Origin of the sequence: Limosilactobacillus secundus, from assembly GCF_020784695.1 — a bacterium.
GTDB classification, from domain to species: Bacteria; Bacillota; Bacilli; order Lactobacillales; family Lactobacillaceae; genus Limosilactobacillus; species Limosilactobacillus reuteri_F.
Genome location: NZ_JAJGUA010000031.1, coordinates 14,906 through 36,967, shown reverse-complemented (window position 1 = coordinate 36,967; position 22,062 = coordinate 14,906). Strand labels below are relative to the sequence as shown.

General features: G+C 39.1%; 19 protein-coding genes and 1 other annotated feature. All 19 genes read right to left on the bottom strand.

Annotated elements, in window-relative coordinates:
* Positions 1-5: 5 nt before the first annotated feature.
* Positions 6-4,058, bottom strand: a complete 4,053-nt coding sequence (locus LMB57_RS04555; protein WP_229271947.1) for a mucin-binding protein — start codon at positions 4,056-4,058, stop codon at positions 6-8.
* Positions 4,059-4,267: 209 nt separating this feature from the next.
* A complete protein-coding gene (locus LMB57_RS04550; RefSeq protein WP_019254307.1) occupies positions 4,268-5,242 on the bottom strand; it encodes a ribose-phosphate diphosphokinase in 975 nt (324 codons plus the stop codon).
* Between the two features lie 69 nt (positions 5,243-5,311).
* On the bottom strand, positions 5,312-7,789 hold the full coding sequence (gene recD2, locus LMB57_RS04545) for an SF1B family DNA helicase RecD2 (RefSeq protein ID WP_229271946.1): 2,478 nt from the start codon (positions 7,787-7,789) through the stop codon (positions 5,312-5,314).
* A 21-nt stretch (positions 7,790-7,810) separates the two neighbouring features.
* A complete protein-coding gene (locus LMB57_RS04540; RefSeq protein WP_229271945.1) occupies positions 7,811-8,494 on the bottom strand; it encodes a tetratricopeptide repeat protein in 684 nt (227 codons plus the stop codon).
* 12 nt (positions 8,495-8,506) lie between these two features.
* Positions 8,507-9,163, bottom strand: coding sequence for a histidine phosphatase family protein (locus LMB57_RS04535; RefSeq protein WP_229271944.1), 657 nt, complete (start codon positions 9,161-9,163; stop codon positions 8,507-8,509).
* Positions 9,164-9,299: 136 nt separating this feature from the next.
* On the bottom strand, positions 9,300-10,433 hold the full coding sequence (gene mnmA / locus LMB57_RS04530) for a tRNA 2-thiouridine(34) synthase MnmA (protein ID WP_229271943.1): 1,134 nt from the start codon (positions 10,431-10,433) through the stop codon (positions 9,300-9,302).
* A gap of 107 nt (positions 10,434-10,540) precedes the next feature.
* The gene (locus LMB57_RS04525; protein ID WP_003666780.1) at positions 10,541-10,879 is read right to left on the bottom strand and encodes a DUF1831 domain-containing protein; all 339 of its coding nucleotides are present in this window, start codon (positions 10,877-10,879) and stop codon (positions 10,541-10,543) included.
* Position 10,880: 1 nt separating this feature from the next.
* Positions 10,881-12,035, bottom strand: coding sequence for a cysteine desulfurase family protein (locus LMB57_RS04520; RefSeq protein WP_229271942.1), 1,155 nt, complete (start codon positions 12,033-12,035; stop codon positions 10,881-10,883).
* A 19-nt stretch (positions 12,036-12,054) separates the two neighbouring features.
* Complete coding sequence (locus LMB57_RS04515) at positions 12,055-12,750, bottom strand: 5'-methylthioadenosine/adenosylhomocysteine nucleosidase (protein ID WP_229278060.1); 696 nt, start codon at positions 12,748-12,750, stop codon at positions 12,055-12,057.
* Between the two features lie 15 nt (positions 12,751-12,765).
* The gene (locus tag LMB57_RS04510) at positions 12,766-13,029 is read right to left on the bottom strand and encodes a hypothetical protein (protein WP_229278059.1); all 264 of its coding nucleotides are present in this window, start codon (positions 13,027-13,029) and stop codon (positions 12,766-12,768) included.
* Positions 13,022-13,573 (bottom strand): NUDIX hydrolase, encoded by a 552-nt coding sequence (locus tag LMB57_RS04505; RefSeq protein ID WP_229278058.1) that lies wholly within the window; start codon positions 13,571-13,573, stop codon positions 13,022-13,024. Before LMB57_RS04505 ends, LMB57_RS04510 begins: the two co-directional genes overlap by 8 nt.
* A 12-nt stretch (positions 13,574-13,585) precedes the next feature.
* Complete coding sequence (locus LMB57_RS04500) at positions 13,586-13,789, bottom strand: cold-shock protein (RefSeq protein ID WP_003666775.1); 204 nt, start codon at positions 13,787-13,789, stop codon at positions 13,586-13,588.
* Positions 13,790-13,902: 113 nt separating this feature from the next.
* On the bottom strand, positions 13,903-16,698 hold the full coding sequence (gene ileS / locus LMB57_RS04495) for an isoleucine--tRNA ligase (protein ID WP_229278057.1): 2,796 nt from the start codon (positions 16,696-16,698) through the stop codon (positions 13,903-13,905).
* 57 nt (positions 16,699-16,755) lie between these two features.
* Positions 16,756-16,975: a binding site (T-box leader), on the bottom strand.
* Positions 16,976-16,995: 20 nt separating this feature from the next.
* Positions 16,996-17,736, bottom strand: a complete 741-nt coding sequence (locus tag LMB57_RS04490; protein WP_003666773.1) for a DivIVA domain-containing protein — start codon at positions 17,734-17,736, stop codon at positions 16,996-16,998.
* A gap of 21 nt (positions 17,737-17,757) precedes the next feature.
* Positions 17,758-18,543: a YlmH family RNA-binding protein gene (locus LMB57_RS04485; RefSeq protein WP_229278056.1), complete on the bottom strand. Its 786-nt coding sequence runs from the start codon at positions 18,541-18,543 to the stop codon at positions 17,758-17,760.
* Between the two features lie 22 nt (positions 18,544-18,565).
* On the bottom strand, positions 18,566-18,826 hold the full coding sequence (locus tag LMB57_RS04480) for a YggT family protein (protein ID WP_229278055.1): 261 nt from the start codon (positions 18,824-18,826) through the stop codon (positions 18,566-18,568).
* An 18-nt stretch (positions 18,827-18,844) separates the two neighbouring features.
* Positions 18,845-19,261 carry a cell division protein SepF gene (locus LMB57_RS04475; protein ID WP_229278054.1) on the bottom strand — a complete coding sequence of 139 codons (417 nt, stop codon included), beginning with the start codon at positions 19,259-19,261 and terminating at the stop codon, positions 18,845-18,847.
* A 70-nt stretch (positions 19,262-19,331) separates the two neighbouring features.
* Complete coding sequence (ftsZ, locus tag LMB57_RS04470) at positions 19,332-20,579, bottom strand: cell division protein FtsZ (protein ID WP_229278053.1); 1,248 nt, start codon at positions 20,577-20,579, stop codon at positions 19,332-19,334.
* Positions 20,580-20,596: 17 nt separating this feature from the next.
* Positions 20,597-21,970, bottom strand: a complete 1,374-nt coding sequence (gene ftsA, locus LMB57_RS04465) for a cell division protein FtsA (protein ID WP_065867733.1) — start codon at positions 21,968-21,970, stop codon at positions 20,597-20,599.
* Between the last annotated feature and the right edge of the window lie 92 nt (positions 21,971-22,062).

The window sequence follows — 22,062 nt, the reverse complement described above, 5'->3', positions numbered from 1 at the left end:
GTTAACTATTCTTTACGACGCTTTTTACCAAATGCCAATAAGCCTGCAATTCCTAAAGCAAGTAAACCTAAGATTCCTTCGTGCTTTAATTGTTCATTGCCAGTTTGCGGTAATTGAGCAGCTTGTTTTTGTGCTACTGGTGTGGTGGCATTAGCGTTGTTTACATTGCTTGTAGTAACTGAACTGCCTGCTGTTTGTCCATTAGTAGGAACATTACCATTTCCAGCTGGTGTTGTAGTTGGCGTCGTTGGTTTTGCTGATGTCTCTGGCTGTGGTGTAGTTGGATTGCCAGTATTACCATTTGAAGTGCCATTTTCACTAGGGGTGGTTGGTCCAACTGGTTTTTCGTTTGGCGTGTAAACTACTGGAGTATTTTCACCCGGATTCTCAGGAGTTACCGTTGAAACATTTGGTGTATATCCTGGAATTTCCGGTACTGGTTCATTCGGCGTCACTTCAGTTGGATTATTCGGGTTCGTTGGGTATTGCGGTTGTGGAACATTTGGCAATGGCTTCCCATCCGGACCGACTGGAATAATATGACCATTTGGCGTGTACGTTACCGTAACCGTTTTATTTAAGTCATCAGGGGTAATGGTAGTTCCACCGGCAACTGCCTTATCTGCGTGATAGCCAGGAACAACTGGCGTATCGATATTGCCAAAGGTATGACTAGCGACGTTCCAGCCAGTTTCACTAACAATCTTTCCGGTTACCTTATCAACCACGGCACTCTTAGTAAAGGTAAAGTGCTGAACATTGTTAGCTGGCGTCTGGTCACCAGCCCCAACGTAGCGAATGGTCTGGGTTCCAGTTGCCTCCAAATTATCCTTAGCGGTCCCATCTGGCCACTTTGGACCGTTTGGATCGTTCGGATTGATTGGCTGACCTGGTTGTCCTGGATTTTCTGGCGTTACAGGCACAAGCTGGTGTTCAACATTAATCACAATGTTTTGCGCACCCTTACTGATCGTTGTTGGGATGACAACATCAGGATTAAGGACCTTGTAACCCTTATTTTCTAGTTCTTGGATTACCGTGTTCTTATCGTAAGTAAAGGTCGTCCCAACATTTTCTTCACCACTGCTCTTACCGTATTGCGGCAAGTCAACATTATCGGTAGTATCACGCACGGTAACAGTGATTGATCCTTGTTCAACTGGCGTATCTGGGACGTACTTCACTGGTACATCCTCACCTGGTTTGCCTGGCACTGGATTGACCGGTTCACCTGGCTTACCAGTTTCTGGGTGATAACCTGGTACATCTGGAACTTGACCCGGTGTCGTTTCACTTGGGTTGTCTGGGTTAGTTGGGAATTGCGGTTGGTCGGCGCCTGGAATTGGATTGCCATCTGGACCGACTGGGATAATATGACCGTTTGGTGTATAGGTCACCGTAATCGTGGCATTCGGGTTGTTCTTAGTTACCGTTGCACCACCAGCAGTAGTTTGAGTAGTAGTGTAACCCTTGATCACTGGCGTGTTGATCTTGCCAAAGGTATGGTCACCAGTTAGATCTGGGGCCGTTTGTATGTTTGGCGTTTCAATCTCCTTGCCCGTAGTTCCATCAACGAACTTGATCGTTTGCGAACCAGTGTAAGTTTCTGGTGTTGGAGTGTCAGGAACGTATTTAACTGGTACGTTCTCACCTGGTTGGCCTGGTACTGGATCGACTGGGTCACCTGGCTTACCAGTTTCTGGGTGATAACCTGGTACATCTGGTACTTGACCTGGTGTCGTTTCACTTGGGTTGTCTGGGTTAGTTGGGAATTGCGGTTGGTCGGCACCTGGAATTGGCGTACCATCTGGGCCGACTGGGATAATATGACCGTTTGGTGCATAGGTTACCACAATCGTCTTATTCAAGTCATTAGGAGTGATCGTTGCACCACCAGCAACGGCCTTGTCTGCGTGATAACCCGCTACTACTGGTGTATCAACATTGCCAAAGGTATGACTAGCAACATTCCAGCCAGTTTCACTGACAATCTTACCAGTTACTTTATCAACAGTAGCACTTTTCGTGAAGGTAAAGTGTTGAGTGTTATCAGCTGGCGTCTTATCGCCAGCACCTTCATAATGAATAGTCTGGGTACCAGTTACTTCCAAATCATTCTTAGCAGTCCCGTCTGGCCACTTTGGACCGTCTGGATCGTTAGGATTAATAGGTTGGCCAGGAATTCCTGGATTCTCTGGTGTTACAGGAACAAGCTGGTGTTCAACATTAATCACAATGTTTTGCGCACCTTTACTAATGGTAGTTGGAATTACTACATCTGGATTAAGAACTTTATAACCCTTGTTTTCAAGGTCTGCAATTACAGTATTCTTATCATAGGTAAATCCAGTCCCCACATCTTGTTCACCACTGCTCTTACCGTATTGTGGCAAGTTAACATTATCTGTTACATCATGAACGGTCACAGTGATTGAACCTTGCTGAATTGGTGTATAAATAACCCGTGTATCTTTTCCAGGATCTTCTGGCGTAACCGTTTGTTCTTGCGGCGTATAACCAGGAATAACAGGAACTGGCTCATCCGGTTTAACTCCGGTTGGATCATTAGGATTGTTCTGATATTGCGGTTGCGGTGCGTTTGGTATTACTTCTCCATTCGGTAACACTGGAATAATTTTTCCTAATGGCAAATATTTTAATTCAATGTTTTGCGTTTGCTCTACATAAGGATTTGGAAAGACATAATTACCATTTTGAATACTCAAAGCTGTTGGGCCAAGTGAGCTTTGACTTGAAGGATAAACAATTCCTTTTAAATTGTTAGGATCATATTGCTGCTGACCATTAATATAAATGTCACATTGCATCAACCCATTTTGTGAAATTTGGTGCCATACCTCTTTTATTAATTGTCCGCTTGCACTTACCCATTCATTTGTGTAGGTTCCTCCATTATGAAATTGTGAAATAATTCCATTAGCACGACTACTATTAATCAAATAATAACCCTTAATAACTATTTGATCGTTTTTTCCAGCCGAATATACCTGTCCTGTGAGTCCCGTTTGTGTGTAAGGTTGTATTCCCGGTATCTCTTCTCCTGTTTTCTCATTTACATATTTAATAGTCTGAGTTACTTTTGCTGGCATTGTATCTCCCCACGCATTAGATACATTATCTGCTGCATAAGGATTAGGGTTCTCTTTAATAAGAGCTTGATACTTTCCATAACCAAATGTAAAAGCTAAGCCATAATTATTATTAAGTTCATTAACACTTATTCCATTTTCCCCAAAATTATAAATATTAATTTTAGAACCCTGATATGGTCCCTCATAGCTTTGCATTTCCCCAACATTTATTGTCCCATTACTATACTGTTGTGTGTATTGGTCGTTCGTAATATAGTAATTTAAGATTCCACCTGGTTCATTACGATTAGTAGCTAAAGTAATTACCATATTTAAGGGCGTATACGCATTATCAGTCAATTGACCATTAGTTAAATGGAATTGATCAAAAATATATTGATTTTGAGGTATTATTCCATTGGTATTAGGATAATCTGGCGCATCTGTAATACTTGCTTGTTGAGTATTTAATGACGCTTGGGAGTTATTGGTTAAATTTTGAATAGAGTCACTAGATCCCCTTGTAGTCATCACGGGCGTTGAACTTGGGTTATTACTAGTTAACGCAGCACTTGTTTGAGATGATTGACTGCTAGCAGTTGCTGTTTTAGCTGATGAGGAATTTATTGAGCTAGAATTATTAGAGGTAGCTGTAACTTCCTCACTTACTGTACGCGTCTGATTATTTTGATTAGAACTTGCGCTTACTGGAGTACTAGCACTTTCAACCACGCTAGATTGATTTGACGCATCATTGCTCCCTGGTAAACTTGCCAGATTCGTTGTTTCAGTAACTGCTATACCATTGTTATTAGAAGCATAAGCCGTTTGCGACAACTGAATTCCCATAATAAAAGAACCAAGTAAGACAGAGGCAACCCCGATTGAAAGTTTACGCAACGTAAAACAATCTTGCCTATCATCTATCTTTCGTTGAAGCTCACGATTATTATTTTTCGATAACATCAAAATCCTCCTTTTGACTACTAAACTAACTTTTTATTGTCAGTAATCATTAACTGTTCCTATAAATAGGACTTGTCTATCAATCAAACTTATCCATCGCCCATTATAAATAAAATTATATTTATCATCAATTAAAAAGATTATAAAATTTTCTTGATAAAAATGTATTAAAAAAAGGCCCCATTAGACGAGAACCTTTTAAAATAAAATTATTTACGATTAAACAATGTATCAATTGATTGGTTATTGTGGATACGAACAATTGCTTCTTTTAATAGATCATCCACTGATAATTGAACCAGCTTAGGGAATTCCTTCTCTTTTGGCAATTGAATTGTATCTGTCACAATCATCTTTTCAAGCGGTGAATTTTGTAACGTATTTACCGCATCAGCTGAAAGTACTGCATGCGTAGCAATTCCGTAAACTTTAGCGGCACCAAAGTTCTTTAATGCTTGTGCAGATAAGTTCATTCGTACTCCTGTATCTACAATATCATCAACAATAATCGCTGTTTTTCCCTTTACATCCCCGATTACATATTCAGGTACTTCTTGCTCAGTCCGTTCCCGAACTTCATCATTACGGTTATCAATAATCGCAATGGAAGCTTTAATTCGTTCAGCATATTTCCGCGCTAAATTAACGCCAGCATGATCAGGGGCAACTACTACAATATCATCACCCAAGTTTTGTTCCTCAATATACTTAGTAAAAAGACTGGTTGCTTGAAGATGATCAACAGGAATATCAAAGAAACCTTGAACTTGAGGAGCATGAAGGTCAATCGTTACTAATCGACTAATTTGATCCATTTCAAGAAGGTTAGCGATCAATTTAGCTGTAATTGGTTCACGGCTTCGTGCTTTTCGATCTTGACGTGCATAACCATAGTATGGCATTACTACGTTAATCTTGGCCGCACTTGCCCGCCGTAGAGCATCAACCATAATTAATAGTTCCATCAAGTTAGTGTTAACTGGATCAGAAACGGACTGAATGACATAAACCTCACAGCCACGAATACTTTCGTCAATTGTAATTTTAATTTCCCCATCAGCAAAATGACTAATGGAAGCTTTACTCAACGGAATCCCCACGCGTTGAGCAATTTGTTCAGCTAGTTTTGGATTTGAATTTAGTGAAAATAAACGCACATTATCGGCATTTTTTATCTGGGTCATTTTTATACTCCTTTAAAGTTCGACAATAATCATAACTATTATGACAACAAATTACTGTTCAAGCAAGTATTATTTGGCTTGATGCAAACTTTGTAAGCTAATATTTTCCATTCCGATTAATGGATCAATTGCCTCTGAATTAATGAGGGCAGCTGTTAGGATATATTGTTGAGCATCATTATTTATCAATTGTTCCGGTTGTCTTTGAGCTGTTTGAGGACTAGAAAGTTCTTTTGTTAATGAATCTGTTTGATGATCCAATTTTGATTTTAGTTCACCATGCCTACTCCAAACCTTGTCAAGGCGATCGACTAAAGAAGTTTTCCGGTTAACTGCTTCATTTTTTACACTAGTCACAACCGCATACGGCTCACCGATCAAGACTAACTTTTCTGCGGCACGGGTAATCGCTGTATATAAAAGATTTCGTTGAAGCATTCGGCTAAACTGCTGAACAATCGGTAAAAGAACCATCTTAAACTGGCTTCCCTGTGCTTTATGGATCGAAATACAATAAGCTAACCGTAATTGATTCCATTCCATTCGGCTATAACTCACTTCATTACCATCAAAATCGACAGTAATTGATTCATTTTTCTTGCCGACTGTCTTACCGCTTTCAATTGCTGTAATTTTTCCAATATCACCGTTAAAAATATTTTTTTCTGGAACATTAACGAGTTGCAGGACCTTATCTCCAACGCGAAAAGTTAGTCCCCTAAAATCGACTTCTTGTTTTCCATTAGCTGGGGGATTATATGCCTGTTGCGCAAGTTCATTCAACCGGTCGATCCCTGCTTGTCCCCGGTACATTGGTGCCAAGATTTGAATATCATTTGCGGAATAAGCTCGTTTTTTAGAAAGGTCAATAATTTGTTGAACCACACTTGGCACTTGATTAGCATGACATGAGATAAATGATCGATCTGGCATTTTATTTGTTAGATCTGATGGTAGCTTACCCTCTTTGATAGCATGAGCTAACGGGATAATTGTTGAATCAGCAGCCTGGCGGTGAATATTGGTTAGTTCAACTTTGGGCAGGTCTGCAAAATCAAGAAGATCATGAAAAACTTGTCCAGGACCAACAGATGGTAATTGGTCCTTATCACCTACTAAAACTACATGCATAGAAGTAGGAACGGCTTGAATAAGAGTCTTAAACAAAAGCGTATCAACCATCGACATTTCATCAATAATCAATAACGAGCCTTCTAAATCGCGGGCATTCATATCAGTTGGCATTTCCCGGCCATTAAGCCCTAGCAAGCGGTGAATTGTACTTGCTGGTAAATCAGTAGCTTCACTCATTCGTTTAGCAGCACGGCCTGTAGGAGCAGCTAGTAAAACAGGAAAAGACTTTTCTTTATATTCATTTACGTCTAATGAGAGATCATGAATTTTCGCATAACTTGCTACAATTCCCTTAATAATTGTTGTTTTTCCCGTTCCCGGGCCTCCCGTAAGAAGCATGACTTTACTATTTAAGGCTGTTTTGATAGCCTCTTTTTGAACTTGATCATAGGTTATTCCCGATTGCTCGGCAACCTTCACAACTGTTTTTTCAATAGTCGTTGCTGGTAATTTTTTCTGGTCAACGGTAAGAAGACGATGCAAGTGATCAGCAATTTGCCATTCCGCGTTATAAAGGGCACTTGGATAAATTTTTTCGTCCGCGTAACTAATTCCTTGATTTTTCTCTAATTCAACAATTTGGTTGGCAATTAAATCTGTAGAAACGCGGCCACCACTCCCTTGAGCAAGCAACTGGATAGTTTGCTGCAGGAGAGGTTTTGTTGTAGTAAATGTATCACCAGTTTCCATTGTTAAGTCATCAAGTGTCTGGATAATTGCGGCCTCAATTCGGCGTGAATCATCCGTGGCGATTCCTAATTTCTGTGCCACCTGATCAGCACGATTAAAGCTAATTCCATCTATCTCAGCAGCAAGTTGGTAGGGATTTTCATTAATAATATGTAGAGTTTCTTCTCCGTACTTGTCAAAAATTGCACTACTAAGGTTAGCACCAAAGCCGAGATCATTTAGGCCAATGATAATCTGGTCCATCCCCTGGTTTGCTCGTAAATTATTAACTAATGAATCCTTAACTGCTTTGCGAAGTTTTAATTCATCTAAAACATGAGGATCAGCAATAATTTTATTAATTGCATCCGTTCCTAACTTGTCGACAATTTTTTCGGCCGTCTTTTTTCCAATTCCGGTAAATTGTTTTCCAGACAAGAAATCAATTAACCCATCTTTGCTTGTCGGACGGTTGGCATGGTAAGAAGTCGCTTGAAACTGTTGTCCATATCGTGGATGTTCAACAATTTTTCCTTCGAAACGGTAAGTTTGATCATCGCTAAGATCACCAAAACTTCCAGTTACAGTAATTTCCGGCTCGTGCCAATCAAAGTTTGCTTCCTCAACCGAGACAATTAAAACCTTAAAAAACGAATCTGGACTAGTAAAAATCTCAGATTGTACTTGACCAATAAAAAAAGACGGCTCCGTTGGCGTCTTAAATAGGTCGATTTCTTCAGCCATAGAAGTCATCCTTTCATGTTGCTACTCTTTCTTTTGCGTTGCCTGAAGCGTTTTTTCAATATCATTAAGTCGTTGTTCACTCTTATGGTAGTAATTAGGATCTAACTGCTTAGCTTGCGTAAGGTAGTCTTTGTAAGGCTCACCAAGAACCATCGCCACAATTCCACGATTAAATTGCGTATCAGCACGTCCTGGATGATACTTTAGAATTGCATCATAATAAGCTTTAGCCTGTTTAAATTCACCTAATGCTAATAATGAATCGCCGATTACCTGGTTAATTTCAGGATCGTCTGGACGTAATTCAAGAGCAGTTAATCCATAAGCAACTGCTTGCTTGTATTGTCCCTTTTTCATATAGCTTTGCGCTAACATAAGATAAGAATCAGCTTTGAGCTTTGGATCATCAATCTTATTGTAAAGCTTAATTGCTTCATTAACTTTGCCAATCTCATAGTAAAGGTTACCAAGGCCATAGTTTAAAAGATTCATAGCATTCTTGTCGCCCTTTGCCTCAAAAATACCTAAAGCCTTCATAAAGAGTTCTTCTGCTTGTTGATAATCATTTAACCGAGTTAGTAAAGAACCTAAATCATAATAATTATTTACTTTATCTGGGTGTTCATCAATTGCTTCAACTAGTTTATGAACTAATTTTTCGGTTTCCTTTTTCTTAGGATCACGAAAATCTTTTTTCTCTGTCATTAATATCACCTCTTAAATCGTATCGGTCGGATCAACCTTGCTCTTGTGAAGATAAGATGTGTCATTCCACTTCTCAAGTTCAAAATGACGACCATCATTAGTAGTAAGAACCGTCGTTGATGTATTGCTTAGTCCACCACGATCTTTCAAGTGAGCAAGGGGCGTTCCAATCAATGCATTAATAGCAGCATTTAAGGCAGCTCCGTGTGAAACCACGAGAATATTACCATTAGGATATTGGCGACAATACTCTTCAATTGCTGCACGGAAACGAGCTATTACTTCCAGAAAACTTTCCCCTTCTACTAATGATTCATCATATTTATCAGGATGATGACGAAAGTTTTTTAAAACCTCAGGCCATTTTGCCGCAACATCTTCAAAATACATTCCTTCCATTTTACCTAAATTAAATTCTTTTAACCGGCTATCAATTGTTAATGGAATTTCTGGATTTAAATGATTCAATAATGCCTGAGCTGTTATTCGCGCACGCTTTAAGGGACTGGTATAAGCATGCTCAAACGGGATCCTTTGTAATGAGCTTGCTAATAATTCAATTTCTCGATAGCTATCCTTTAATAATGGTGAATCGCCATTGGCACCTTGATAACGAGATTCTAAATTCCACTGCGTTTTGCCGTGTCGGATTAAATAAACTTTTGTCATCTCTGTCGTTACCCCTTTTATTTACTATCTTACCAGAGTTTGCGGCAATTGTTTATCACAGAGTTATTACTTTATGTATATTTAAGAAGGCAAAAGTGAAATTACTTCTGCCTTCTTTAAGGTCTAAAAATATGAATTAAACGTATTGAAGTTGCCGGTCATGACTGTAAGCACGATCAATAATCGCACTCCCAAGACATTCCTCGCCATCGTAAAAAACAACTGCTTGCCCTGGAGTGATGGCCCGTGCAGGATCATCAAATTCAACTGTTACCATTTGATCATTATCTGACAAATGAACAGTAACGCCAACATCTGTCTGACGGTAGCGGAACTTGGCTGTACAATGAAAATCACGCCCATAACGGCTTACGACATCATCAACCCAGTGAATATCACTCGCTTCAAGATGAGTAGCATAAAGATGGCTATTTTCGTATCCTTGACCAACATAAAGAACGTTCTTTTTCATATCCTTACCGATCACAAACCATGGCTCATTACTTTCCTTGTTACCACCTAGGCCAAGCCCACGCCGCTGACCGATGGTGTAATACATTAAGCCCATATGCTGCCCAACAACCTTGCCATCAAGGGTCTCCATATTTCCTGGTTGTGCTGGAATATATTGGCTCAAGAATTCACGGAAATGACCATCCTCACCAATAAAGCAAATCCCAACTGAATCCTTCTTCTTAGCAGTGGCAAGCCCCGCTTCTTCAGCAATCTTTCTGATTTCTGGTTTAGTGTAGCCAGCTAATGGGAACATTACCTTGTCCAACTGCTTATAATCAAGTTGACTTAAGAAGTAAGTTTGATCCTTGTGTTGGTCTTTAGCGCGCATCAAATGCATCCGGCCGTTCTCATCACGCTTTACATTAGCATAGTGTCCAGTAGCAACGTAATCAGCACCTAATTGGTTAGCATACTCAATAAAAGCTTTAAACTTGATCTCTTTATTACAAATAACATCAGGATTTGGTGTACGACCCTTCTTGTACTCAGCAATAAAATACTTGAAAACCCGATCCCAGTATTCCTTCTCAAAGTTAACAGAATAGTATGGAATTCCAATCTTAGAAGCAACTTTTGCTACATCTTTGTAATCTTCAGTGGCAGTACAAACACCATTTTCATCAGTGTCATCCCAGTTTTTCATGAAGACACCAACAACATCGTATCCTTGGCGCTTTAAAAGAAGAGCCGTCACTGATGAGTCGACTCCTCCACTCATTCCTACCACCACACGTGTATGACTATTATCAGCCATTAATTATCACCATCATTTCGTATAGATTCTGGAATAATCTACGATTGAAGGTCGCATGCATCCAGTGATAACCATTGTACCAAAGTATTTCAATCCCTGCACAGTTTTTATTTAGTGAATATTTGCCGGGCAACCATTTCATCTAAAATGTAGTGATATTGTTGCACAAATTCAGTTGCTCGTTGGTGATTAAAAATATTAATTTTTCTTAAACCATTCCCGGAAAGAGTCTCCATTTTAAAACCATCTAAATCACTGTTAATTAAGATCCGAAGGCGAGCAACTGGTTTAAATGGATTATCAGTATCGAGACTTCCTAAATATTCAAAGTTTCCCCGGTTAGTCTGTTCAAATCCTAAATCAAGCAAAGCATATTTTTTTATCTCTGGGCTAATTGTGTATTTATCCTTATCACCAGAAATTTGTACTGTTTTTGTAAATTCCATTTTAATTGTCCCCATTAATTTTCTTTAGGTTTTCAACGGTTTTAACAATCGTAGCAATTAACTGATCAATATCTTCTTCAGTGTTCACTCCGCCAAAACTAATTCGAATTGATTCACTAATTCGGGGGCTATCAGCGCCAAACATCGCTGTTAAAACGTGAGAAGGCTCAATACTACCCGCTGTACATGCAGAACCACCAGAGACTGCGATGCCAGCAAGGTCTAAATCTGTCTGGATAACATAAGTTGAAATTCCTTTAAACCATAAGTTAAGCACGTGGGTTTTGTTGATTTGTCCATTAATTTCAAAATCAACATTATTTTCCTTAAGTGCGTTAACGATTTTTTGCTTAAAGGCATAATAACGCTCACGTCGTTCTTCTTTTACTTCCGGCGTGTTTAATTCTACCGCTTTAGCAAAACCAGCAATTCCAGGTACATTTTCAGTTCCGGCACGCCGTTTAGTTTCTTGATCCCCGCCCTTAATAAAGCTTGGAAAACTAATGCCATCACGACGGTATAAAAATCCCATCATCTTGGGACCATTAATCTTATGGGCCGATGTTGAAAGCATATCAATGTGGTCAGCTTTAACATCAATTGGCAACAGACCATATGCTTGAACTGCATCCGTATGGAACCATGCTTGATGGTCTTTCAAAATTTCCCCAATCTCATGGATAGGCATTTGACTACCCACTTCATTGTTTTCCATCATAATGGTTACTAAAATCGTATCATCACGAAGAGCGGCCTTAAAATCATCAATTGAGATATTACCATTTTCATCAACTGGTAAATAGGTTACCTCAAAGCCATGTTCTTCTAAAAAATGGAGAGGTTTTAAGACTGCCTCATGCTCAATGGCAGTTGTAATAATATGCTTACCAAGATTCTGCCGTTTAAAAGCAGTTTGGATAATAACAGTATTATCACTTTCAGTTCCCCCACTGGTAAAGATAATCTCATTATCATCAGCATTAATGCTTTGGGCAAGAACGTGACGACTATCTTCCATCACAAGTTTGGCATGACGCCCATAAGAATAACCAGTTGAGGCATTTCCCCATGATTCTTGCATTTGTTTAGTCATTTCCGCAATCACTGCTGGGGTCATTGGGGTTGTTGCTGCATTATCCAAATAAATCTCACTCACGAGTTTTTCATCCTTCCATTTACTTATCTAAATCCGCAAAGAGCTGAAGAAGCATGTTTGCAGAGCGTTTTCCGGCATCAATAATAAAGTCGTCAAAACTAACGCCGGCATCTTCATCACCTGTATCAGACATTGCCCGAACTACCACATACGGAATTTGGTGGTCAGTGGCAACTTGTCCAACCGCTGCCCCTTCCATTTCACTAGAAAGTGCATCAGGGAAATTATTCAAAATCTCTTTAATTGCTTCTGAACTTGCAATAAATTGATCACCAGAAACAATCAATCCTCGTTTTACATTTAAGCCAGTCTTTTCGCCAGCTTTTTCTAAGGCTTGTCCCCATTGTTCAGAAGCCTTAAAGCGTGGCTCTTTTCCTGGGAGTTGACCATAACGGTAATTAAATGCAGTTGCATCAACATCATGGTAGGCCGTTTCAGTTGAAATTACAATGTCCCCAACATGTAACCCTTCACCAATTCCACCAGCTGATCCAGAATTAATCACAACATCTGTCCCACAATCGGTAATTAAATGTTCAGTAGTAATCCCAGCTTCCACTTTACCAATTCCAGATTCTACTAACACAACATCTTGATTATTGATCTTACCGAAAAGGTAGGATTTACCCCCGATTTTCTTTTCTTGTTTATCGGATAACTTTGCAGTTAATTCTTTAATTTCTTCAGGCATTGCACAAATAATTCCAAATCGCATATTTTTCTCCTTTTTCTATCCAACATAAAATAGTATTAAGTAAACAATAATAATTGCCACAATCAAAGCAATGATTGCAATATTTAAGCGACGTTTCAAGCGCGCTGTTTTTTCTGCCACTGTTTCGTCATGACGCTGACTGGCAACTGCTTCGCGACTATAAAGTTGATCAGTTGTATTTTCTGTTGCTTCATTAGATTGTTCAGTTTGATGTTGCTGTTGACGATATTGACTACGTGACATCCGTGATTGTTGCTCATCTTGTTGTTTATTATCCACGGTTGTTCATTCCTTGCCAGTAATAGATTGCCATGATTGTCTTAGCGTCTTCAATTTCGCCTTGATCAATCATTTCAAGTGCTTGTGGTAAAGTTACTTCTTTTAACATCAACTGTTCATCTTGATCTTGTGGCAGCTCATTACTAACCCGTTTTAATCCCGTAGCCAAATAAAGAGTCATGTATTCATCCATACAACCAACAGAAGTATAAAATGAAGAAATCTTTTTTAAACTTGTTGCTTCATACCTTGTTTCTTCATTTAATTCACGTTTAGCCGCATGAAGAGCATTATCAGCATCCCGTTGGTCGAGCTTCCCCGCAGGAATTTCAAGGGTTGTTTTCGCAATTGGTGCGCGCCACTGTTTTTCAAGAATCATTTTATTATCAGCCGTCAAAGCCAAAATCGCAATTGCTGGTGCGTGGTGGACGATTTCCCGTTGTGTTTTATTACCATGCGGGGTGATAACTTGTTGTACCTCAACATCAATTAAATGACCATGGAAAACTGTTTTACTACTTACTGGTCGCTCTTCAAATTCCATTAGAACTCATCCTTATCTTAAAACACGAACATGTGCAGCTTGCGGTCCCTTTTGTCCTTGAACAATTACTAATGAGACCTCTTCATCAGGGTGAAGGATGCGACGACGCGTTCCTTCAATTCCACTATAGTGAACAAAAATTTCTCCTTCGTGAGGAACTGTAATAAAGCCCCACCCTTTTTGTTCGTCAAAACTTTTTACTTTTCCTTTGAGCATTTTTTACCAACTCCATAATAAAATACCAAGCAACAAGTGTCACTTGGTATTTTACACCGCTTAAAAATAATTGTCATTTACTGGATAACGAAAACCAGTTTTTTTAGAGATTATTATTCTTCTAAACCATCTTCTGCTGTTTCAGGGAAGTTTTCCCGAACAATAGCAGCACAGCGAGCACATAATTCAGGATATGCTGGATCACTGCCAACGTCTTCCTTAACCATGCGACAACGAGCACAAGTTTCACCATTAGCGGTTGTAACCTTAACTGCCACCCCATCGTTGTATTGGTCAGCATCAGTAGGCGCTTCATCAGCTGGATGGACATGGAGAGCAGAAACCCCTAACAATAATTGAATGTTTTCATTAAGACTATCAAGTAATTGCTTTTGGTCATCAGTTAAGTAAAGATCAACTTGAGCTTCAAGAGATTTACCGATTAGCTTAGCATTCCGTGCTTCTTCAAGACTCTTCAGAACATGTGAACGTACTTCCATAAAGTCATCCCACTTGCTCAATAGCTCTTCTTCACCAGCAAATGTCCGTGGATCTGGAATTTCAGTTAATTGAACAAAATCTTCCGGTTCATTCATGTAGCTCCATACTTCTTCTGTAGTGTGAGGAAGGATTGGTGTAAGAAGCTTAACAAGTGTCAAAAGGATATCATAGAAGACAGTTTGCATTGACCGCCGAACTTCTGAATTTTCAGCCTCAATATAGAGTACATCTTTAGCAATGTTCATGTAGAAAGCTGAAAGATCATTGTTTACAAAGTTGATCAATACTTTATAAGCATCAAGGAAATCATAGTTATCAAAATCTTCCCGCATTGTCTTTAAGAAGTGGTTAAGTTTAACCAACATATACTTGTCGACAGATTGTAACTTCTCATAAGAAACGGTATTTTCTTCAGGATTGAAGTCACTAGTATTAGCGAGTAAGAAACGGAACGTATTTCTCAACTTACGATATGCTTCGGAAATTTGTTGGAATGTTCCCATCGATACACGAACATCGGCCGAAGTATCAGCACTCATTACCCATAACCGGATAATTTCCGCACCCATTTGTTGAACAACCTTATTTGGATCGATAACGTTACCTTGAGATTTACTCATCTTGTTACCGCGCTTATCAAGTGTAAATCCTTGAGAAACAATTTCCTTATATGGTGCATGTCCTGAACATACAACACTGGTAATCAAACTCGAGTTAAACCAACCACGGTATTGGTCAGATCCTTCGAGGTAGAGGTCAGCTGGGTAAGTTAAGTAATCACGTTCAGCTAATACTCCTTGGTGTGATGATCCTGAATCAAACCATACGTCCATAATGTCGGTTTCCTTAGTGAACTTACCATTAGGAGAATGTTCATTAGTGTATCCTTCTGGCAAAAGATCTTTTGCTTCACGTTCAAACCAAACATTAGAACCATACTTAGCAAATAATTCTGCTACATGGTTGATTGTTTCTTCTTCCATGATTGGTGTGCCATCTTCAGCATAGAAGATTGGTAGAGGTACACCCCAAACACGTTGACGAGAAATTACCCAATCACCACGGTCTTTGATCATATTGCGAAGACGAACCTTTCCCCATTCTGGGTGGTACTTAACGTCTTCTAAGGCATCTAAAATATTTTGGCGCATCTTTTCAATTGATACAAACCATTGATCAGTTGCCCGGAAGATAATTGGTTGCTTTGTTCGCCAATCGAATGGGTAACTGTGTTGTAATGGCTCTTGAAGAAGTAAAGCATTGTTTTCTTCTAACTTTTGAAGGGATACATCATCAGCATCTTGGTAGAATACCCCTTCAAAGCCTTCACCGTTTTCCTTGGTTAAAACACCTTGATCATTGATTGGGGCAAAAATTGGCAAGTCATACTTTTTACCAAAGTTGTAATCATCATCCCCATATCCAGGAGCAGTGTGAACAAGGCCAGTACCAGCATCAGCAGTAACATAATCTGCTAAACCAACGAGAAGATCACGATCAAGGTATGGGTGTTGAGTAGTCATCCCTTCAAGTTCTTGACCCATTAAATGATCAACAACTTCATAATCTTCCCAACCAAGTTTTTCTGCTAATTTCTCAAGCAGATCTGTTGCAACAACAAATTTCCGGTCATCATTTGCTGGCTTTACAACAGAGTAATCAAACTTTGGATTAACTGCAACTGCCTCAGAAGCAGGAACAGTCCATGGTGTTGTCGTCCATACAACTAAATATGTATCATTATCTAAACGGCCTTTGCCATCTTTAATTTGTTCTACAAAGAAGGCTGTTTTAGCAACAACATCATGATATTCAACTTCGGCTTCTGCTAAGGCTGATTCTGAAGACCATGACCAGTAAACTGGCTTCTTAGCTTGGTATAATAGGCCTTTCTTAGCAAATTCACCGAATACCCGAATTTGAGCAGCTTCAAATTCTTTATCAAGGGTAAGGTATGGATGATCCCATTCACCACTTACACCTAACCGCTTAAAGTCAGTCCGTTGCTTATCAACTTGCTTAAGGGCATATTCCCGACAAAGATCACGGAATTCAGTTAAGCTCATCTTCTTACGGTCGTAACCGGACTTAGTCAATTGGTGTTCAATTGGCAATCCGTGAGTATCCCAACCAGGAACATAAGGTGCCCGGTAGCCAGACATTGACTTATAGCGCACAATAAAATCTTTAGAAATCTTGTTCATAGCGTGGCCAATGTGAATATTACCGTTAGCATATGGAGGCCCATCATGTAAAACAAAAGTAGGCTTTCCTTCATTTAATTTTTGTCGTAGTTCATAAACTTTATTTTCTTCCCATAGCTGTTCCCGTTGTGCCTCAGTTACAGGTAACTTTCCGCGCATTGGAAATTTAGTACGGCCAAGGTTTAACGTATCTTTAACACGCATTGTAACTACCCCTTTCATTAATTCTTGTATTTTAATAATAAAAAAGCTTCCTCCCATTACTGGGACGAAGCTTCTTCGCGGTACCACCCGGATTTAAAACTTTAAGATTAAAGTTTCCTCATGTCATTAGATAACGATAATGAACCGCCTCATCCTAACTAACTCAAATGAGGTACTCCGAGATGATCAGGAATAGTTAAACATTATCAACCTCTCACCAATTGTTGACTCGCTTTAATGTTATGGTAATTATTCCAATTCTCTTCAACGATTTTATTAAAATACGATCCTAGTGATTTACTTGTTATTATCAGGGAAGACGACAACAGTTTCAGGTGCATCTGACCCTTTGTCATCGTTAACAGCTGTTGGTTGTGCAGGTGCACTCTCTTCTGGTTGTTCAGCAGAAGCAACTGGCTGTTCTGATTCAACAGGTTGTTCTTCACTAATAGTTGTTGCAGTTGATTCTACACTGGTTGCTGAACTGCTGTCAAGACGACTACCTAAAATTTTTTCAATTTCGTCATATTTACTCAAGTCATCATTTTCTAAAAGCTTGTCCCATTCATTACTCTTAATGACTTCTAATTGAGATTCAAGCATGACTTGAAGCCGTTGACGGAAGATCCGAGTCTGTTTACGAAGATCATTAGTTTCACTTGTTAACTTCTTAGTAGAATTAGCAGCGTCTTCAATTACTTGGTTTGACTTATCATTAGCTTCCGAAACAATATCAGTTGCTTGCTTTTGCGCTTCACGAATCATAATATCTGCTTCACGCTTAGCATTATTTTTAACCTTATCAGCAGCCTCTTGAGCAACTAAAATTGACTTATTTAAAGAGTCTTTCAAGTCAGCAAAGTACTTAATCTTGCTATCGTTAGCCCGTACTTGCTCTTGTAAATTATTATTTTCAGTTATTAATTGTTGGACTGTTTGTGAAACTTCCTGAATAAATTCTTGAACTTCTTCAGGATTATAACCCCGCATCTTAGTATTAAATTGCTTATTGTTAATTTGATCAACCGTCAAACTCATGAGTAAATTCCTCCATTCAAATTACGCATTTACAACTGAAATGGTAATTCTTTCTTTATCTTTTTTTGTTTTCCCATTGGTCATATCGATTCTGAGGCGACCACCATGACGCACAGATATCAAATCATGAACCACAATTTGATAATCTGGACGATCAATCTCTTCCCAGTTTAATCGAACTTGACCATGCTCTATTAATTGCTTTGCTCGGTTTCGTGAATAATTAAAGCCTGTAGCTATCACAACATCTAACCGTAGTGATGAAACTGTTGTAACTATCGGTTCCCATTCCTCTTTAGGTGTTACCACTGCTTCTATTGCGATCGGAATCCATTTAACCTTAATTCGACCAACGTGCTCAACGTTTTTCCGTAAATACTCTACCATTGGTTTCGTTACAATAACTTGCCAATGCGCCCCATCAGTTAAAATATCACCAAATGCATTCCGCTCCATCCCCTCACCGATCAATGTTCCCATAATTTGTCGATGATGAAGTTCTGAAAACTTAACAGGATAGTTTATCTCTAAAGCCTGTAAAGCAAAGTCTTCGATAGAGGGTTCATAATAAGGCGGATAAATTAGAACTCGTTGCATTTCTGCGCCTTGCCAACCACCATACATTGTTATTTTAACATTGTTATTTCGATTAACAATCGTTTGGACAATAAAACGTTCACGCGGATTTAAAAAAGGAGTGAGGACAGGACGATATTGACCTTCTGCAGTGGCTACCCAGTCATTTGCTTGGTCAATAAGGGTGGCTTCATCCGGACGAAAATGTTGTTTAATATTATCTTCGCTCAAATCTACTTCCTCTTAATATTAATTAAATGATTGCTGCTATTTGTACTAATCCTGCTTGAACAAAATATAGTACAAGGATAGCGATCATCGGCGCAAAACTTATCCCCCCAATTGGAGGAATAAAGTCAAACCAATGCATATAAGGTTCTACCAACCGATTGATAATATCACCGAGTCGCGAATTGCGTGCATTAGGAAACCATGACATAATGCACCACACAACTATTACTAAAATATAAGCATCAACTAATTGATTGAGAGCCCATAATAAAAATGCGATCATATTAACTCCTTTTAGTGACTAAAATTTATCACCATCATTTTTTAGATTACTCGTTAAACTACCTGAAATTTCATAGTTTTTAGGAGTACAAAGGAAAATTTCCTTTCCGATCCGTTTCATTTCACCATCAATTGCAAAAACGGTCCCATTTAAAAAATCTACTAACCGCGCTGCAACATTTGAATCCATTTGAGTGAAGTTAACGATCACCGCATGCCCTTCTAACAATTGGGACGCAATCTGCTTTACATCTGCATAAAGACGGGGTTCGTATAAGGAAATCTGACTCATTTGGCTAAGACGCCCGCTATTAATTGAAACTACTTTATTACTTGTATTTGCTGGCGTTGAAACTTGTTCACTTGTTTCATAGAGACTATCTTGTTCCTCAATGTCTTCTTCACCAAACAGGCTTTTTAAGAAATTTGCTGCCATTGCTTTACCCTCCTTAATAGTGCTAAACAGAAAAAGATGGATTAAAAAATCCACCTTTTTGCTAAGTTATTTACTTACGACGATTCTTGAAGAACGGTGGAGTCGATAAGTTAGTATCATCATTGTCATCCGTATTAGCCGCATCATCGTTAAATACGTTAAATTCTGGCTTAGTAACGTGAGAAAATTCGTTATCAGAATTTCTTGATTGGTTACTTGTATCGGCTGTTGGATCATTCCAACCATCAAAAGGATCTCGTTGCTTTGGTTGTTCAACGGGTTGTTCGTCTTGTGGAATAGGCCGTGTTACTCGTGGTGCTTCTTTTTCCGCTGGTTTTTGTTGTTGAATTTTCTTTTTCTTATCAATTCCAGTGGCAATTACAGTAACGCGAACTTCATCGCCCATTGATTCATTTAAGGACATACCAAATGAAATATCAACATTAGTTCCAGCAGCTTGTTTAATCACATCTGATGCTTCTTGAGCTTCAAACATTGATAAGTCTTTGCCACCAGTAATATCCATCAAGACATGTTGAGCCCCATCAATTGACACTTCAAGTAATGGAGAAGAAATAGCCTTCTTAGTTGCTTCAGTAGCACGGTTTTCACCAGTAGAAGCACCAACCCCCATTAAGGCAGAACCTTGGTTAGACATCAATGTCTTAATGTCAGCAAAGTCAAGGTTGATGTAACCTGGGGTAACAATTAAGTCTGAAATACCTTGCACACCTTGACGAAGAACATTATCAGCTTCTTTAAATGCTTCCATCATTGGCGTCTTCTTATCAATCATCTCTAATAAGCGATTATTAGCAACGATAATTAAAGTATCAACATTTGACTTTAACTTTTCAAGTCCTTCTGCAGCATAACGTGCTCGACGAGGTCCTTCAAATGAGAACGGACGAGTCACAACACCAACAGTTAATGCTCCACTATCTTTAGCAAGCTTAGCTACAACTGGAGCTGCTCCGGTACCAGTTCCACCACCCATTCCGGCTGTAATGAAGACCATATCTGCTCCCTCAAGAGCTTTTTTAATTTGTTCTTCACTTTCTTGGGCAGCTTTTTCACCTACTTCTGGATTTGAACCAGCACCTAATCCTTTTGTCAATTTAGGTCCTAAGCGAATTTTGGTTGTTGCTTGAGAATTATTTAATGCTTGTAGATCGGTGTTAGCAACAATAAAGTCAACACCTTGCACCTTTTCAGTGATCATTCGGTTGACGGCATTACCGCCAGCTCCACCAACACCAATTACTTTGATTTGCGCTTCCGCAAATTGGTTGTCGTTAGCGAACGTTTCGTTATCCATAGCAGTATTCCTCCAAATTAGTCAAATAAATTATTAAAAATGTTTTTAAACCGATTACTTAGGCCGTTTTGCTTTTTCTTCTTTGGCGCTGGCTCCTCAGTAACTGGTTGCTGCTGTGCTTCTCGCTGTGAACGTTGTAATTTATCAGATTTTTCAGTCCATTGTTGACGTGGCTGATTAACAGTTTGTCCTTTTTCTTCATGGGGACTCTTAATCGTATCAATTCGTTGAACAGTTTGCTTAATTAATCGATCAATATCTGATAACTGATTTTCATACATCCCCAAAGCTAAACTAACCGCATAGCGAGGGTGACGAATGCCCATTTGTTCTGGAACATTCACTTTAATATTACCAGTAAAGTACTGTTCAGCAAGTTCCTTAACTCCTGGCAGAGCAGCTACTCCACCAATCAAGACTACTCCTCCCGGTAATTCAGGAGCATGAATAGCCTTAAGTTTATCCTGAATACGATCAAAAATTTGCCGTACTCGTGCTTCAATTATTTCTGATAAATACTGCTCTGAATATTGGACAGGATCATTTTGGCCAACAACATCAACGTCAACTTGAACATCTTCATCAGCTAAGGATGCCATAGCATATCCATGGTTTAGCTTAAGTTGTTCAGCATTTTTTAATGATGTATTCATGACTGTAGAAATATCTTTAGTAATATATTTTCCACCTTCCGAATCAACATAAGTATACTTTAATTGATGATCATGAATAATGCTGGTCGTTGTTTGACCGCCACCTAAATCAATAACAACAGTCCCAAAATCTTGTTCCCCATCATTAAGGAGGTTAAAGTCTGTTGCGATCGGCGTAATAACAAAATCTTTAATGTCATATCCTGCCTGTTGAACTGCCTTTTTTGTATTATGAATAATGGTCTTAGGTCCTGTATACAAGGTGGCCTTCATTTCTAAACGGACACCAACCATTCCACGGGGGTCCTTAATACCAGAAAAGCCATCAACAGTAAATTCTGTTGGAATTAAATCAATTATTTCCCGCTCGGGGGGAATACTTTGCGTCAACGCTTCACGAGCAACGTCAATTACGTCTTGATTAACAATCTCTCTTGATTGTCCTCTAGTTGCAATCGTAATCATACCATGCACTCGTTGCATTTGTAAGTAATTTGCCGGTAAGCCAACTACAACACTTTGAATCTCTACGTTGGACTTTTCCTCGGCCTGTGCTACCGCCGCCGAAATTGCCTGGGCGGTTTTATCAATGTCGACAATAACTCCTCGGTTTAATCCTGCCGATCGTTCTACACCAACACCAATAACTTTCAACTGACCCTTAACACTTTCACACACCAGTGCCTTGATCGAGGTGGTTCCAATATCTAATCCAACGTATACTTCTGAATTATTCATTCTAAAAGGAACCCTCCTAAGACTATCATTAATTAAATTAATTGTATTTTTAACCTATATAAGAATTTTACCACAGATAAACAATGACAAAA

Coding starts and splice junctions, on each gene's coding strand:
- LMB57_RS04505 (WP_229278058.1), bottom strand. CDS start 13,573: ATGGAATTTGAAGAGCGACCAGTAAGTAGTAAAACAGTTTTCCATGGT.
- LMB57_RS04475 (WP_229278054.1), bottom strand. CDS start 19,261: ATGGCAGCAAATTTCTTAAAAAGCCTGTTTGGTGAAGAAGACATTGAG.
- LMB57_RS04550 (WP_019254307.1), bottom strand. CDS start 5,242: ATGACCCAGATAAAAAATGCCGATAATGTGCGTTTATTTTCACTAAAT.
- LMB57_RS04515 (WP_229278060.1), bottom strand. CDS start 12,750: ATGCGATTTGGAATTATTTGTGCAATGCCTGAAGAAATTAAAGAATTA.
- LMB57_RS04525 (WP_003666780.1), bottom strand. CDS start 10,879: ATGGAATTTACAAAAACAGTACAAATTTCTGGTGATAAGGATAAATAC.
- LMB57_RS04540 (WP_229271945.1), bottom strand. CDS start 8,494: ATGACAGAGAAAAAAGATTTTCGTGATCCTAAGAAAAAGGAAACCGAA.
- mnmA (WP_229271943.1), bottom strand. CDS start 10,433: ATGGCTGATAATAGTCATACACGTGTGGTGGTAGGAATGAGTGGAGGA.
- LMB57_RS04535 (WP_229271944.1), bottom strand. CDS start 9,163: ATGACAAAAGTTTATTTAATCCGACACGGCAAAACGCAGTGGAATTTA.
- recD2 (WP_229271946.1), bottom strand. CDS start 7,789: ATGGCTGAAGAAATCGACCTATTTAAGACGCCAACGGAGCCGTCTTTT.
- ftsA (WP_065867733.1), bottom strand. CDS start 21,970: ATGAATAATTCAGAAGTATACGTTGGATTAGATATTGGAACCACCTCG.
- LMB57_RS04490 (WP_003666773.1), bottom strand. CDS start 17,736: ATGAGTTTGACGGTTGATCAAATTAACAATAAGCAATTTAATACTAAG.
- ileS (WP_229278057.1), bottom strand. CDS start 16,698: ATGCGTGTTAAAGATACGTTAAACCTTGGCCGTACTAAATTTCCAATG.
- LMB57_RS04480 (WP_229278055.1), bottom strand. CDS start 18,826: ATGATCGCATTTTTATTATGGGCTCTCAATCAATTAGTTGATGCTTAT.
- LMB57_RS04555 (WP_229271947.1), bottom strand. CDS start 4,058: ATGTTATCGAAAAATAATAATCGTGAGCTTCAACGAAAGATAGATGAT.
- LMB57_RS04500 (WP_003666775.1), bottom strand. CDS start 13,789: ATGCTCAAAGGAAAAGTAAAAAGTTTTGACGAACAAAAAGGGTGGGGC.
- ftsZ (WP_229278053.1), bottom strand. CDS start 20,579: ATGGATAACGAAACGTTCGCTAACGACAACCAATTTGCGGAAGCGCAA.